1 pseudogene is annotated in these 16,885 nt (G+C 72.7%); it reads left to right on the forward strand.

Annotated features, from left to right (window positions below):
• Positions 1-28 precede the first annotated feature (28 nt).
• Positions 29-16,657, forward strand: a pseudogene (locus ACOJUJ_RS11930) (non-ribosomal peptide synthase/polyketide synthase); the annotation flags it as partial.
• Positions 16,658-16,885: the final 228 nt, after the last annotated feature.

Raw genomic sequence — 16,885 nt, forward strand, 5'->3', positions numbered from 1 at the left:
ACCGGAGCGCCGGGCCCTGCTGCAGAAGATCCTGCGGCAGCAGGCCGGCCCGGCGAACGAGCCGGACGCCATCCGCCCCCGCGCGGGTGGCGGCCCCGCGCCGCTGTCCTTCGCGCAGGAACGGCTCTGGTTCATCGACCGGCTGGAGCCGGGAAGCGACACGTACAACATCCCCACGGCATGGCGCCTGGGCGGTGCCCTGGACCAGGCGGCGCTGGAGCGCAGCCTGAGCGAGATCGTCCGGCGCCACGAGGCGCTGCGGACGGTCTTTGCCGAGGTGGACGGCTCGCCGGTGCAGGTGGTGGCGCCCTTTGGCGGTTTCTCTCTGCCGGTGGAAGACCTGTCGGGGTTGGGCGATGCGGATCGCGAGGCGGAGCTCCGGCGCCGGACCGGGGAAGAAGCACGGCGCGCGTTCGACCTGGCCGCGGGGCCGCTCGTCCGTGCGACCCTGCTGCGGCTGGGTGCCGAAGATCACGTGCTGCTGCTGTCGATGCACCACATCGTCAGCGACGGGTGGAGCATGGGCGTGCTCCTCCGCGAGCTCACGGCGCTGTACGCGGCGTATCGCGAGGGGCGTGAGTCGCCGCTTCCGGAGCTGCCGGTGCAGTACGCCGACTACGCGGTGTGGCAGCGCGAGCATCTGGCGGGCGAGGTGCTGGAGCGGCACCTGGCGTACTGGCGGGAGCAGCTGGGGGGTGCGCCGGAGCTGCTGGAGCTGCCCACCGACCATCCGCGCCCGGCGGTGCAGACGTACCGCGGCGCGTCGGTTCAGGTGCAGCTCCCCTCCGAGCTGCTGGAGCGGCTGCAGGCGCTGGGGCGCGGCGAGGAGGCGACGCTGTACATGGTGCTGCTGGGCGCCTTTCAGGTGCTGCTTAGCAAGTACAGCGGAAGCGACGACATCGTCGTGGGAAGCCCGATCGCGGGGCGCACGCGCGGCGAGGTGGAGGCGCTGATCGGCTTTTTCGTCAACACGCTGGTGCTGCGCACCGACCTTTCCGGCGACCCGAGCTTTCGCGAGGTGCTGCGGCGGGCGCGGGAGGTCACGCTCAAGGCGTACGAGCACCAGGAGGTTCCGTTCGAAAAGCTGGTGGCCGAGCTGCAGCCGGAGCGCAGCCTGAGCCACGCGCCGCTCTTTCAGGTGATGTTCGCGCTGCAGAACGCCGAGGGCGGGGGCGACGCGCTGCCGGGGCTGAGCGTGAGCGGAGCCGGCGCGGAGATGGCGAGCGCCAAGTTCGACCTTTCCCTTGAGCTCGCGGCCACCGCTCACGGCCTGCGCGGCGTGCTGAGCTACAGCACCGACCTGTTCGAGCGCGACACGGTCGACCGGATGCTGGGCCACCTGGCGCGGGTGCTGGAGCAGGTCGCGGCCGACGCGGACGTGCGGCTGTCGGAGCTGGAGCTGCTGGGCGAGGTGGAGCGCGCGCGGGTGCTGGAGGAGTGGAACCGCACCGACGCGGCGTATCCCGCGGACCGTTCCATCCACGACTTGTTCGAGGCGCAGGCAGAGCGCACGCCGGCGGCGGTGGCCGTGAGCTTCGAGGCGGAGTCGCTGAGCTACGGCGAGCTGAACGAGCGGGCGAACCGCCTGGCGCACCACCTGATCCGGCGCGGGGTGGGGCCGGAGGTGCGGGTGGGGATCTGCCTGGAGCGCAGCCTGGAGATGGTGGTCGGCATTCTGGCCGTGCTCAAGGCAGGCGGCGCCTACGTGCCCCTGGATCCTGCCTATCCCGCCGACCGTCTGGCGTTCATCCTGGCCGACTCCGCCATCCCGGTGCTGCTCACGCGCGAGGATCTGCGCGGCGCGCTCCCGGCGCTGGACGGCGTGGAGGTGGTGAGCCTGGACGGCGCGGCGGCCGAGATCGGCGCGGAGAGCGCGGAGAACCCCGCGAGCGGTGCCGGGCCGGATTCGCTGGCGTACGTCATCTACACGTCCGGATCGACCGGCACGCCCAAGGGAGCGCTGATCGAGCACCGCAACGTCGCGCGCCTGTTCAGCGCCACCAACGCCTGGTTCGGATTCGGCGAAAGCGACGTGTGGACGCTCTTCCACTCGTACGCGTTCGACTTCTCCGTCTGGGAGCTGTGGGGCGCGCTGCTGTACGGCGGACGCCTGGTCGTCGTCCCGTTCGACGTGAGCCGCGATCCGGAGGCGTTCCACGCGCTGGTGCAGCGTGAGGGCGTGACGGTGCTCAACCAGACGCCGTCGGCCTTCCGCCAGTTCATGCGGGTGGATGCGGAGCGCGGGGGCGAGCTGGCGCTGCGCAACGTGATCTTCGGCGGCGAGGCGCTGGAGCCGGCGTCCCTGCGTGACTGGGTGGAGCGCCACGGGGTAGACGCGCCGCGGCTGGTGAACATGTACGGGATCACCGAGACCACCGTCCACGTGACCTATCGGCCGCTGAGCCGGGAGGACGTGTTCGGCGGCTCCGGCAGCCCCATCGGCGTCCGCATCCCCGACTTGCGGCTGTACGTGCTGGATCCGGCGCGGCGCCCGATGCCGGTCGGGGTCCCGGGCGAGCTGTACGTAGGGGGTGCGGGCGTGGCGCGCGGCTACCTGAACCGCCCGGAGCTGACGGCCGAGCGCTTCGTGGACGATCCGTTCGCCCCCGGCCGGCTGTACCGGACGGGCGACCGGGTGCGGTGGATGGCGGACGGGACGCTGGAGTACCTGGGCCGGCTTGACGAGCAGGTGAAGATCCGCGGGTTCCGCATCGAGCTGGGCGAGATCGAGGTGCGGCTGGCCGAGCACCCGGCGGTGCGCGAGGCCGTCGTCCTGGCGCGCGAGGACGTGCCGGGGGACGTGCGGCTGGTGGCGTACGTGGTGGGCGACGTGGAAACCGACGCGCTGCGCACGCATCTGCGCCAGAGCCTGCCGGAGTACATGGTCCCGGCCGCGTTCGTGCTGCTGGACGCGCTGCCGCTGACGGCGAACGGAAAGGTGGACCGCAAGGCACTGCCGGCGCCGGACCTGGCGTCGGCGGAGGACCGCTACGTGGCGCCGCGGACGCCGGCCGAGGAGGTGCTGGCGGGGGTCTGGGCGGAGGTGCTGCGCCTGGAGCGGGTGGGCGTGGAGGAAAGCTTCTTCGAACTGGGCGGGCACTCGCTGCTGGCCACGCGCGTGGTGTCGCGGGTGCGCGAGCTGTTTGGCGTGGAGCTGCCGCTGCGCGCGCTGTTCGAGGGGCCCACGGTGGCGGAGATGGCCGGGCGCGTGGAGGAGATGCGCCGCGCGGATCTGCCCGTGCTGTCGCCCGTGGTGCCGATCGAGCGCACGGGGGCGCTGCCGCTGTCGTTTGCGCAGGAGCGGCTGTGGTTCCTGCACCAGATGGATCCGCAGGACATCGGCTACAACATGCCGTGGCCCAGCCGGCTGCGGGGGGCCCTCGACGCGTCCGCCCTGGAGCAGGCGCTGGGCGAGCTGGTGAGCCGCCACGAGGCGCTGCGCACCACCTTCAGCCCTACGGAGCAGGGCGCCGTGCAGGTTGTCCACCCGCCCGCGCCCGTCGGCCTGCCGGTGCTGGACCTCACGGAACTCGCGCCGCGGGACCGCGAGCACGAGGCGCGCCGTCTGGTGCGGGAAGACGCGGAGCGCCCCTTCGACCTGGAGCGCGGCCCGCTGCTCCGTGCGACGCTCATGCGCCTCTCGGACGAGGAGCACGTGCTGATGCTGACGATGCACCACATCGTCAGCGACGGATGGAGCATGGGCATCCTTTTCCGCGAGCTGTTCACCCTCTACCAGTCGTTCTCGCGCCCCTCCGATGCGGCACGGCCGCTGCCGCCGCTGCCCGTGCAGTACGCGGACTTCGCCGTGTGGCAGCGCGGCTGGCTTCAGGGCGAGGTGCTGCAGCGCCAGCTGGACTGGTGGCGGGAGCGGCTGGGCGGCGCGCCCCCGGCGCTGGAGCTGCCCACCGACCGCCCGCGCGCGTCGGTGGCCAGCTCGCGCGGTGCTTCACTCATGTTCCGCCTTCCCGCGGAGATCACCCGCGAGCTGCGCTCTCTCGCCCGGCGCGAGGGTGCCACGCTCTACATGGTGACGCACGCCGCGCTGGACCTGCTGCTCGCGCGCTGGTCGGGGCAGGAGGACGTGGTCGTCGGCTCGCCGATCGCGGGACGCACGCAGATGGGGACGGAGGGGCTGATTGGCTTCTTCGTCAACACGCTCGCGCTGCGGATCGATCTCTCCGGCGATCCGTCGTTCCAGGGGCTTCTGGGACGGGTGCGGGAGGCGGCGCTGGGATCGTACGCCCACCAGGAGCTGCCGTTCGAGCGGCTGGTGGAGGAGGTCGCTCCCGAGCGGGGCCTGTCGCACACGCCACTGTTCCAGGTGATGTTTGCGCTCCAGAACATGGACGCCAGCGGAGGCTCCGCCGGCAGCGGGCTTCGGGTGGAGCCCATGGGGGGCGAAATCCGGACGGTGCGCTTCGACCTGGAGCTGGACCTCAAGGAGATGGGCGAGGAGCTGGTCGGGAACCTTCGTTTCCGGACCGACCTGTTCGACACCGCGACGATGGAGCGCTTCGCGGCGCAGTACCGGGCCGTGCTCACCGCGGCCGCGGCCACGCCCGAGGAGCGTCTGTCACGTCTGGCCATCCTTCCCGACGAGGAGGCGCGGACGCTCCTGGCGTACGGTAGCGGCCCCGTCCGCGAGGACGTGGGCGGCGTCCCGGTGCACCGCCTGTTCGCGGCGCAGGCCATTCGCACGCCGCAGGCTCCGGCCATCCTGTTCGAAGGCGAATCGCTCTCCTACGCGGAGCTGGACGCGCAGGCCGGCCGTCTGGCGACGGAGCTTCGGAGCCGCGGCGTCACGGCGGGGACCACGGTCGCTGTGTGCCTGCAGCGCGGCCCGGGCGTGCTGGTGGCGCTGCTGGGCGTGTGGAAAGCGGGCGGCGTCTACCTGCCGCTTGATCCCGCCCATCCGGCGGAGCGGCTGTCCTTTCTGCTCGGCGACTCCAGTGCGTCGCACGTGCTGACCGAGTCCGCCGTCGCCAGCGTGCTCCCGAAGCACGACGCGGAGGTGGTGCTGCTGGACGGGATCACCATTCCGCGGAGCGAGGAGGAGGGCGACGCGGCGGCGGAAGTCCTGCCTGGCGAGCTGGCTTACCTCATCTACACGTCGGGCTCCACGGGCACGCCCAAGGCGGTGATGGTGGAGCACGGGCAGCTCACCCACACCCTGCGCGGCAGCCTGGAAACGCTCGGCTTTGCCGCTGGCGACGTGGTGGCTGCGTTGGCGTCGACCTCGTTCGACATCTCGCTGCTGGAGCTAATCACGCCGCTGCTGGCCGGCGGCGCGGTGCGCATCGTCCCGCACGCGGTCGCGCGCGACCCGGAGACGCTGGTGGAGGTCGTGGCGGACGTGACGGTGTTGCACGCCGTCCCGGCGCTGATGCGTCAGGTTGTGGAGGCGGTGCGCGGTGGAGCGAAGCTTCCCTCGCTGCGGCTCCTGCTGGTGGGTGGTGACTCGGTGCCGCCGGACCTTCTGGAAGACATGCGCGCGCTGCTCCCGTCTGCCGAGACGCGCGTTCTCTACGGCCCCACCGAGGCGACGATCATCTGCGCCACCTATGCTGTGCCAGCCGATGGCGCGGTGGTTGGCCACCCGCTGGGCCGGCCGCTGCCGGGCGTGCACCTGGCCGTGCGCGGCCCGCGCGGCGAGCTGGCGCCGGTGGGAGTACCCGGGGAGCTGTGGATCTCGGGCGCAGGGGTGGCGCGGGGCTACCTGGGCCGTCCGGAGTTGAACGCCGAGAAGTTTGTCGGCGACGGGGCGGAGCGGGCGTACCGCACGGGCGACCGCGCGCGCTGGCGTGCGGACGGCGTGCTGGAGTTCCTGGGGCGCGGTGACGAGCAGGTCAAGGTGCGCGGCTTCCGCATCGAACCAGGCGAGGTGGAGGCCGTGCTGCGCGAGCACCCCGGCGTGCGTGAGGCCGTGGTGCTGGCGCGGGAGGACGCGCCCGGGGATCGGCGGCTGGTCGCCTACGTGATTCCCGGTGCGGAGGAGGTCATCGAGATCGACGCCGACGCCGGCAAGGAGCAGGTGTCGGAGTGGGAAACGCTGTTCGACGAGACCTACGCGCAGGAAGAGGGTGAAGATCCCACGCTGGCGCTGAAGGGGTGGAACAGCAGCTACACGGGCGAGCCGATCCCCGCCGAGGAGATGCGCGGGTGGGTGGAGGACACGGTTGATCGCATCCTGGCGCTGCGTCCGGAGCGTGTGCTGGAGGTCGGCGCCGGAACGGGTCTGCTGCTGTTCCGCATCGCGCCGCACACGCAGGCGTACGTCGGAACCGATTTCTCCGGCGTGGCGCTGGAGCACATCCGTCGCCATGCCGGGGGCTTGCCGCAGGTGTCGCTTGCCCAGCGCGAAGGCGATCAGCTGGGCGACTACGCGGGTGCCGGATTCGACGTGGTGATCGTCAACTCGGTCGCGCAGTACTTCCCTGACCTGGATTACCTGCTGCGCGTACTTGACGGTGCGGCGGCGGCGCTGCGGCCGGGCGGGCGCATCTTCCTGGGTGACGTGCGCAGCCTGCCGCTGGCGGGCGCGTTCCACGCGTCGGTGGAACTGATGCGCGCGTCCGACGACCTTCCTGTCGAGCGGCTGCGGGACCGGGTGCGGCGGGGGGTAGCGGAGGAGCAGGAGCTGCTGCTGGATCCGGCGCTCTTCGAAGCGGTGCGGGCGCGGATGCCGCGCCTGGGCCGCGTCGAGGTGCAGGTAAAGCGGGGCGAGTACGACAACGAGGTCTCCCGCTTCCGCTACGACGTCGTGCTGCACCTCGACGCCGACGCCGCTGGCGCAGCGGAGCCCGTCGTCCGCGAGTGGGGCGGGGAAGACGCCGGCGGCTTGCGCGCCTTGGCGGAGGGGAGCGCATCGGCGCTGCTCGTCCGCAGCGTGCCCGACGCGCGGGTGCGGGAGCACGCCCGTGCGTACGAACTGATATCCGCCGGCGGTGAAGCGACGGACGCGGCATCCGTGCAGGCGCTTGCGGCTAAGGACGCGGGCGGGATCGCGCCCGAGGCGCTGTTCGCGCTGGGTGACGAGCTGAGCCGTGCCGTGGAGGTGCGCCCTGGCGCGCCCGGCACGCTGGACGTGCTCTTCCACCCCGTCGGCGACGTCGCGCAGTTCCCTGCGGAGGTGGATGCGGAGCGGCCGTGGGATACGTACGCCAACGATCCGCAGTGGGGCCGCCGCATGCGTGCGCTGGTCCCCACGCTGCGTGAGGCGGCGCGCGCCCGGCTGCCGGAGTACATGGTGCCCAGCGCCTTCGTGGTGCTGGAGGCGTTCCCCGTCACCCCCAACGGCAAGGTGGACCGCGCTGCGCTCCCCGCGCCGGACACCGGCTCGGCAGCGGGGACGTACGTGGCGCCGCGCACGCCGGCCGAGGAGCGGATGGCCGGGATCTGGGCCGAGGTGCTGGGCGTGGAGCGGGTGGGGGCGGAGGACCACTTCTTCGACCTGGGCGGGCACTCGCTGCTCGCCACGCAGCTGGTGTCGCGGGTGCGCGAGGCGTTCCAGACCGAGCTGCCGCTGCGCGTGGTGTTCGAGGCGCCCACGCTGGCGGAGCTGGTGGGCCGCCTGGACGCGCTGCGGGCCGAGACGCTGGGCGGCGCGGGAGCCCCGCCGCTGGTGCCGGTGCCGCGCGACGGCTCGCCGCTGCCACTCTCGTTTGCGCAGCAGCGGCTGTGGTTCATCGACCAGCTGGAGCCGGGGAGCAGCGCCTACAACATGCCGTCGCCGCTGCGGCTGCGCGGGCCGCTGGATGCGGGCGTGCTGGAGCGCGCGCTGGGCGAGGTGATTCGCCGGCATGAGTCGCTGCGCACCACGTTTGGCGAAACCGAGGGCGTGCCTTTCCAGGTGGTGCACCCCGCGGGCGAGGCGCGGCTGGAGGTGGCCGACCTGTCGCACCTGGCCGCCGCGGAGCGCGAGGACGAGGTCCGTCGGCTACTCCGGGAAGAGTCGCGGCGTCCGTTCGACCTGCGCGCGGGGCCGCTGCTGCGTATGCGGCTGCTGCGCCTGGCCCAGGACGACCACGTGCTGCTGCTGACGATGCACCACATCGTCAGCGACGGCTGGTCCATGGGCGTGCTGCACCGCGAGATGGGCACCCTGTACGCCGCCTTTGCGCGGGGCGATGCCGATCCGCTTCCGCCGCTGCCGGTGCAGTACGCGGACTACACCGCGTGGCAGCGGCGCTGGGTTGAAGGCGAGGTTCTGCAGCGGCAGGCCGACTACTGGCGCGAGACGCTGGGCGGCGTGCCGGAGCTGCTGGCGCTGCCCACCGACCACCCGCGCCCGGCGCGGCAGGATTTTGCCGGTGCGGCGCTGCGGGTGGAACTGAACGCGGGGTTGACCACGGCGCTCAAGACGCTGTCGCAGCGGCACGGCACCACGCTGTACATGACGCTGCTGGCTGGCTGGGCGGCCGTGCTCGCCCGGCTGTCGGGGCAGGACCAGGTCGTCATCGGCACCCCCTCGGCCAACCGCGGGCGGAGCGAGATCGAGGGGATGATCGGCTTCTTTGTCAACACGCTGCCGGTGCGTGTGGACCTTTCCGGCGAGCCGACGGTGGCGGAGGTGCTGGGGCGCGTGAAAGCGCGCACACTGGAGGCCCAGCAGAACCAGGACATCCCGTTCGAACAGGTGGTGGACCTGGTGCAGCCGGCGCGCAGCATGGCGCACAGCCCCCTGTTCCAGGTGATGTTCGCCCTGCAGAACGCGCCGGGGGGAGGCCTGGAGCTGCCGGGGCTGACGCTGTCCCACGCGGACGCCGGCCCGCGCGCCACGGCCAAGTTCGACCTGCTGCTGTCGCTGTGGGAATTTGACGGCCGCCTGGGCGGCGACGTGGAGTACGCCACGTCGCTGTTCGAGCGGGAGACGGTGGAGCGGTGGATGGGCTACCTGCGCGCGGTGCTGCAGGCGATGGCGTCGGACGATGCGCTCGCCATCGACCGTCTGCCGATGCTCGCCGAGGCCGAGCGCCGGCTGGTTCTGCGCGAGTTCAACGCGACGGAAGCCGCGTACCCGCGCGAAGCGTGCGTCCACGAGCTGGTCGAAGCCCAGGCGGCACGCAAACCCGGTGCGGTGGCGGTGGTATTCGAGGGCGAGCCGGTGACGTACGCGCAGCTGAACGCGCGGGCCAACCGGCTGGCGCACCACCTCCGCGCGCTCGGCGTCGGGCCGGACGTGCGGGTGGGGATCTGCGTGGAGCGCAGCGTGGAGATGGTGGTGGGGCTGCTGGGCATCCTCAAGGCCGGCGGCGCCTACGTTCCGCTGGATGCCAGCTATCCGGTGGAGCGGCTGCGCAACATGGTCGAGGACAGCGCGCCTGCCGTCCTTCTGACGCACCCGCCGCAGGCCACCACCGCCGCGGCGCTGTCGGCGGGCTCCGGCATCCCGGTGCTCGACCTGGCGGATGAGGCGGCGTGGGCGGACCGGTCCGCGGAGAACCCGAATCGCGACGGGCTGGGGCCGCGCAACCTGGCGCACGTGCTCTTCACCTCGGGTTCCACGGGGCGCCCCAAGGGAGTGATGCTGGAGCACGGCAGCCTGGTAAACCGGCTGGCGTGGATGCAGGACCGGTACGGGATGACGCCGGACGAGGCGCTGCTGCAGAAGACGCCGTTCTCGTTCGACGTGTCGTTCTGGGAGTTCTTCTGGCCGCTGATGGTGGGTGCGCGGCTGGTGATGGCGCGCCCCGGCGGCCACCGCGACCCGGCGTACCTGGCGGACGTCATCCGCCGCGAGGGGGTCACGGTGGCGCACTTCGTCCCCTCCATGCTGCAGGCGTTCCTGGAGCATCCGGACGCGGAGACGTGCACTGGGCTCCTCCGCGTCCCCGTGAGCGGCGAGGCGGTATCCGCTGCGCTGGTGCGACAGTTCCACGAACGGCTCCCCGGCGTGGGGATGTACAACCAGTACGGCCCGACGGAATCCGGTGAGGTGACCGAGTGGGCGTGCGACCCCGCGGCGGAGCGCGTTTCCATCGGCCGGGCCATCCACAACTCGGCCGTCTACGTGCTGGACCGTGCGGGCGAGCCTGTACCCGTCGGCGTGGCGGGCGAGCTGTTCATCGGCGGCGTCGCCGTGGCGCGCGGGTACCTGGGTCGGCCGGCGCTGACGGCGGAGCGGTTCGTCCCCGATCCCTTTGGCGAGCCTGGTGCGCGCATGTACCGCACCGGCGACCTGTGCCGGTGGCTGTCGGCCGGCACCGTGGAATACCTGGGGCGCACCGACTTTCAGGTGAAGGTGCGTGGCTTCCGCGTGGAGCTGGGTGAGATCGAGGCGCGGCTGGTCTCGCATCCCGGTGTGCGCGAGGCGGTGGTGCTCGCGCTGGACGACGGCGCGGGCGGCAAGCGGCTGGTGGCGTACGTCGTGGGCGACGAGGCGGCGGGCGCGGACGTGCTGCGGGCGCATCTCTCCGAACGCCTTCCCGAGTACATGGTTCCCGCCGCGTTCGTGCGGCTGGACGCGTTCCCCGTCACCCCCAACGGCAAGCTGGATCGCCGCGCGCTGCCGTCGCCCGACGCGGATGCGTTCGCCGCGCGTGCGTACGAGGCGCCGGTGGGGGAGACCGAGCAGGCGCTGGCGGAGATCTGGTCGGAGCTGCTGGGCACCGAGCGCGTGGGGCGCGGCGACGACTTCTTCGCGCTGGGCGGGCACTCGCTGCTGGCGGTGCGTTTTGTCTCGCGCGTGCGGCGGGCGCTGGGCGCGGAGGTTTCGCCGCGCGACGTGTTCGAACGGCCCGTGCTGGCGGACTTTGCGCGCGGGCTGCAGACGGCCACGGGGGGCGAGGGAACGGCGATCGTGCCCGTGGACCGCGACGGGCCGCTGCCGCTTTCGTTCGCGCAGCAGCGGCTGTGGTTCATCGGGCAGATGGAGGACGTGGGCGTGTCGTACCACCTCCCCCTGCGCCTGCGGCTGAAGGGCGAGCTGGACCGCGAGGCGCTGCGGCGCGCGCTGGACCGCATCGTGGCGCGGCACGAGGCGCTGCGCACCAGCTTTCCGGTGACGGACGGCGTCCCTGCCCAGCGGATCGCCCCGGCGGAGGAGAGCCCGTTCCACCTGGCGGAGCACGACCTTGCCGACCTGCCGGACGCGGGGGATGCGCTGCGCCGCCTGATGCGCGACGCGGTGGGCGCGCCGTTCGACCTGGCGCGGGGGCCGCTGGTGCGCGGGCGGCTGGTGCGCATGGCGGCGGACGATTACGTGCTGGCCGTCACCATGCACCACATCGTCTCGGACGGGTGGAGCCTGGGAATCTTCAGCCGCGAGCTGAGCGCGCTGTACACGGCCTTCGCGGCGGGCCAGCCCGATCCGCTGCCGCCGCTGCCGGTGCAGTACGTGGACTACGCCGTGTGGCAGCGGCGCTGGATGGAAGGGCCCGTCCTGGAGGCGCAGGCGGAGTACTGGCGCGAGACGCTGGCCGGCGCGCCGGAGCTGCTGGAGCTGCCGGCGGACCGCCCGCGCCCGGCACGGCAGGACTTCACGGGTTCGACCGTGCGGGTGGAGCTGGACGAAGCCGTGGTGGCGGGGGTGGAGGCGCTGTCGCGGCGGCACGGGACCACGCCGTTCATGACCGTGCTGGCCGCGTGGGCGGCCGTGCTCGGCCGGCTGTCCGGGCAGGACGACGTGGTGGTGGGAACGCCGTCGGCGGGCCGCGGGAACGGCCAGGTAGAGGGGCTGATCGGGTTCTTCGTCAACACGCTCTCGCTGCGGGTGGACCTTTCCGGCGCGCCCACGGTGGCGCAGCTGCTGGGCCGCGTGCGTGAGCGGGCGATGGAGGCCCAGCAAAACCAGGACATCCCCTTCGAGCAGGTGGTGGAGCGGGTGCAGCCGGTACGCAGCCTGGCGCACACGCCCATCTTCCAGGCCCTGCTTTCGTGGCAGGACATGCCCGGCGGCGAGCTGGAGATGCCGGGGCTGAACGGCGACCAGCTGGACACGGCGGCGGAGGCGGCGGCCCTGACCGACCTGACGCTGGGCCTTACGCCCGGCGGCGGGCGGATCACGGGCGAGGTGATCTACGCCACCGCGCTGTTCGACCGGGCCACGGTGGAGCGGTACGTGGGCTACCTGCGCCGCGCGCTGCAAGCCATGGCCGCGGACGACTCGCAGCCGGTCCATCGGCTGGAGCTGCTGGGCGAGGCGGAGCGCGCGCAGGTGCTGGAGGCGTGGAGCCGGCCGGCGGCCCGGGTTCCGGTGGAGCACTGCATCCACGAGGTGTTCGGGGCGCAGGCGGCGCGCACGCCGAACGCCGTCGCGGTCACCTTTGGCGCGGAGCACGTGACGTACGCGCAGCTGGACGCACGCGCCAACGGACTTGCGCACCACCTGCTGGAGCGTGGCGTGCGGCCGGACTCGCTCGTGGGCCTGATGGTGGAGCGCTCGGCCGAGACGGTCGTCGGCATCCTGGGGATCCTCAAGGCGGGCGCCGGCTACCTTCCGCTGGATCCGGCGGATCCGGACAGCCGCCTGGCCTGGGTGCTGGAAGATTCCGGCGCTCCCCTCGTCGTCACCTCCTCCGCCCTGGCCCCGCGTCTCGACGTCGCGGGGGTGGAGATCGTCCGCCTGGATGCCGGCGTGGCGGAATCATCCGAAGCCCCCGCCGTCCAGATCGCCCCCGATTCGCTGGCGTACGTCATCTACACCTCCGGATCCACCGGCAAACCCAAGGGGGTGCAGGTCACGCACGCCAACGTGGTGCGCCTGTTCACCGCGACCGATCACTGGTTCGGCTTTGGGGCGGAGGACGTGTGGACGCTGTTCCACTCGTACGCGTTCGACTTTTCCGTGTGGGAGATCTGGGGCGCGCTGCTGTACGGCGGCCGCCTGGTCGTGGTGCCGCACGCGGTGTCGCGCTCGCCTGAGGAGTTCTACGCGCTGCTGGAGGCGGAGCGCGTGACCGTACTGAACCAGACGCCTTCCGCCTTCCGCCAGCTGATGCGCGCGGACGAGGAGGCGGCCGGGCGCGGCGAGCCGCGGGAGCTGGCGCTGCGCTACGTGGTCTTTGGCGGCGAGGCGCTGGATCCGGCGATCCTGCGCGGCTGGGTGGAGCGGCGGGGGGATGACCGCCCGTTCCTGGTCAACATGTACGGCATCACCGAAACCACGGTGCACGTCACCTACCGCGTGGTGCGCGAGGCGGACGTGCGCGGCGGATCGTCGTCGCCCATCGGCATTCCCATCCCCGACCTGGCCGTTCACCTGCTGGACCGCGACGGGCAGCTGGTGCTTACGGGGATGGTGGGGGAGATGTACGTGGGCGGCGGCGGCGTCGCGCGCGGCTACCTGCACCGCCCGGAACTGACGGCGGAGCGCTTTGTCCGCGATCCGTTCTCGGCGGACCCCGCCGCGCGCCTGTACCGCTCCGGTGACCTGGCGCGGCGCAGGATGGACGGGTCGCTGGAGTTCATGGGGCGCGCGGACGACCAGGTAAAGGTGCGCGGCTTCCGCATCGAGCTGCGGGAGATCGAAGCCGTGCTGCTGGACCACCCCGCGGTGCGCGAGGCCGTGGTGCTGACGCGCGGGGAAGGGGAGGACAAGCGGCTCGTGGCCTGGATCGTGGCGGCGGGCGAGATCGACGCGGCGGAGCTGCGCGCGCACCTGCAGGCGCACCTGCCGGGGCACATGGTGCCCTCCGCGTTCGTGCGGCTGGACGCGCTGCCGCTTACGCGCAACGGCAAGGTGGACCGCCGGGCGCTCCCCGAGCCGGACGCCGGCGACCTGGCCGGAACGGACTTCGTGGCGCCCGGCACGCCCACCGAGGAGGTGCTGGCGAACCTGTGGGCGCAGCTGCTGGGCGCCGGGCGCGTGGGCGCCACGGACGACTTCTTTACGCTGGGCGGGCACTCGCTGCTGGCCACGCGCCTGGCGTCGCGGGTGCGCGCCGACCTGCGGGTGGAGCTTCCCATCCGCGCCATCTTCGAGCACTCCACCCTGGGCGCGCTGGCCGCCGAGGTGGACCGGCTGCGCCGCGGCGCGGCGGGGGTGCAGGCGCCGCCCATGGTCCCCGTCCCCCGCGACGGCGACCTTCCGCTTTCGTTTGCGCAGGAGCGGCTCTGGTTCGTGCACCGGATGGAGCCGGACAGCGACACCTATCACATCCCCCACTTTGTCCGGCTGGAGGGGGCGCTGGACGCAGACGCGCTCACCCGCGCCCTGGACGAGCTGGTGCGGCGCCACGAGTCGCTGCGCACCTCGTTTCCGCTGGTGGACGGCGCTCCCGTGCAGCGCGTGGCCCCGCCCGCGCCCGCCGAGCTGACGGTTCACGACCTGGGCGACCTGCGCGACGACGAGCGCGAGGACGAGGCGGCCCGCCTGGTGCGCGAGCAGGCGCGCATCCCCTTCTGGCTGGAGACGGGTCCCCTCTTTCGCGCGGAGCTGGTCAAGCTGCGCGAGGGCGAGCACCTGCTCCTGATCACCGTGCACCACGTGATCGCCGACGGCTGGTCGCTGGACGTGCTGTGGCACGAGCTGTCGGCCCTGTACGGCGCCTTTTCGCGCGGCGAGCCGTCGCCCCTTTCCGAGCCCCGCATTCAGTACGGCGATTTTTCGGTCTGGCAGCGCGCGTGGCTGCAGGGCGAGATGCTGGATCGGCAGGTGGACTTCTGGCGGCGCGCGCTGGACGGCGCCCCGCCGCTGCTGGCCCTTCCCGCCGACCGCCCCCGTCCGGCGGTGCAGACGCACAACGGCGCGCTGGAGGGCGTGTTCCTGCGGCGCGACGCCGCCGACGCCGTGCTGGCGCTGGCGCGGCAGGAGGGCGCCACCCTGTTCATGGTCCTGCTGGCCGCCCTGGACCTGGTGCTTGCGCGCCAGTCCGGGCAGGAGGACGTGGTGGTGGGCACCCCCATCGCCGGCCGCACCCGCGAAGAAACCGATCGCGTGGTGGGGCTGTTCCTGAACACGCTGGCGCTGCGGGTGAGCCTGGCGGGCGACCCGGCGTTCCGCGACCTGCTGCGCCGGGTCCGCGACACCACGCTGGACGCGTACGCCCACCAGGACGCGCCCTTCGAGGCGGTGCTGGAGGAGATCCAGCCCGAGCGCACCCTGGACCGCACCCCGGTGTTCCAGGTGATGCTCAACCTGGCCAACTTTGCCGGCGCGGGCGAGCTGGCGGAGGCGGCGGACACCCCGTCCGGCTTTGCCGGGCTGCGGGTGCGCCCGGTGGATCGCGGCGCCAACGCGCTGGCCGCCAAGTTCGACTTTACCCTGTACGTGGGCGAGGGACGGGAAGGGATTGGCCTGAACCTGGTCTACAACCCCGACCTTTATGACGCCGGGCGGATGGCCGCCCTGCTGGCGCAGCTGGTGGCCGTGCTGGAGCAGGCCGTGGAGGATGCGGACCGTCCGGTGAGCCGCTTTGTGCTGGCGGATGGATGCGCACCGTCCGGCGCGGACCGCGAGCTGCGCACCGCGGCCGGCCTCGCCGCCGGCGTGGGCGAGCCGGGCGAGGTGTGGGAGCGCCGCGACGGCCGCTGGGCCGCCACCGGCGAGCGCGGCCGCTTGCTTCCGGACGGCTCCATCGCCGCGCTGTCCTCCACGCCCGCGGCGGAGGCATCGGCGGAGCCGGCGGCGGCGACGGCATCGCCCGCGACGGACGCCGGGGTGGCGCTGACGGAGACCGAGCGGGAGATGCTGGAGATCTGGGAGGAGGTGCTGGACGAGCCCGTGGAGCTGCACGACGACTTCTTTGAGCTGGGCGGACACTCGCTGCTGGGGGTGCGCCTGCTGGCGCTGGTCAAAAAGCGGCTGGGGCGCACGCTCGCGCTGCCGGTGCTCTTTGGCGCCTCTACCCCGGCCGCCCTGGCGGCCAAGGTGGACGACACGGGCGAGGGGCTGGGCTTTGCGCACCTGGTGCCGATGGGCGGGGAGCAGAGCACGCTGGAGCCGCTTTTCCTGGTCCACCCGGCGGGCGGCACCGTCTTCAAGTACGCCGACCTGGCGCGGCACCTGGGGCCCGGCCGCCCGGTGTACGCCATCCAGGCCGCCGGCCTGACCGACGGCGGAGAGCCGCTGCGCACGGTGGACCTGATGGCCCAGGCCTACCTGGAAGAGGTGCTGCGGCTGCAGCCGCAGGGGCCGTACTACCTGGCCGCGTGGTCGGCGGGCGGGGTGATCGTCATGGAGATGGCGCAGCGGCTGCGCGCGGCGGGGCACCAGGTGGCGCTGGTGGGGATGCTGGACTCCAGCCCGCCCAACGCCGAAAAGCCCATCCCGGACCCGGTGCAGCTGTACCGGCGCCTGGCCGCCGGCCTGGCCCGCGCCACGCCCGCCGACCTGGACGAGCTCGAGGCCGGGATTCGCGGGCTTCCCATCGACGACCGCCTTGCGTACCTGGCGCGGTGGCTGGGGGAGCACGGCGCCGAGTCGCGGGTGCACGAGCTGGACGGGCTCAAGCCGGTGGTGGAGGTGTTCCGCGCCATCGTCACGGCGACGCGCCGGCATCCCCTGGCCCCGTATCCCGGCCGCGTGACCCTGTTCTGCGCGGAGCAGGCGCGCGGCGAAGGGTGGGAAAAGGCGGACCTTGCCGGGCTGTGGAAGCCGTTCGTCAGCGGCGAGCTGGACATGGTGGTCGTGCCGGGCTCGCACGTCACCATGGTCAACGAGCCGCACGTGGCCGACGTTGCCGCCGCCATCCAGGCCGCCATCGACCGGAGCTGATCTTCCCGGCTGGACCGGAGCCACGCGCGTCGGAAGGATGAGACCGCGCGTGGCTCCGGTTCGTGTTTTTCGGCGGTTTCCGCGTTTGCCGGCCCCGGCGCGCCATAGCGCCGGGGCCGGCGTCGGCGCGAGCGCGGCTTCGGTTGCGCCGCACCTCGTGCGCTACAAATCGGCCATCAAGCAAGCGTGCTCCGCTCCTCGTGCGGCGGGCGCGGCCGTGGACAGCAC

Source organism: Longimicrobium sp., from assembly GCF_048594345.1.
Taxonomy (GTDB): domain Bacteria; phylum Gemmatimonadota; class Gemmatimonadetes; order Longimicrobiales; family Longimicrobiaceae; genus Longimicrobium.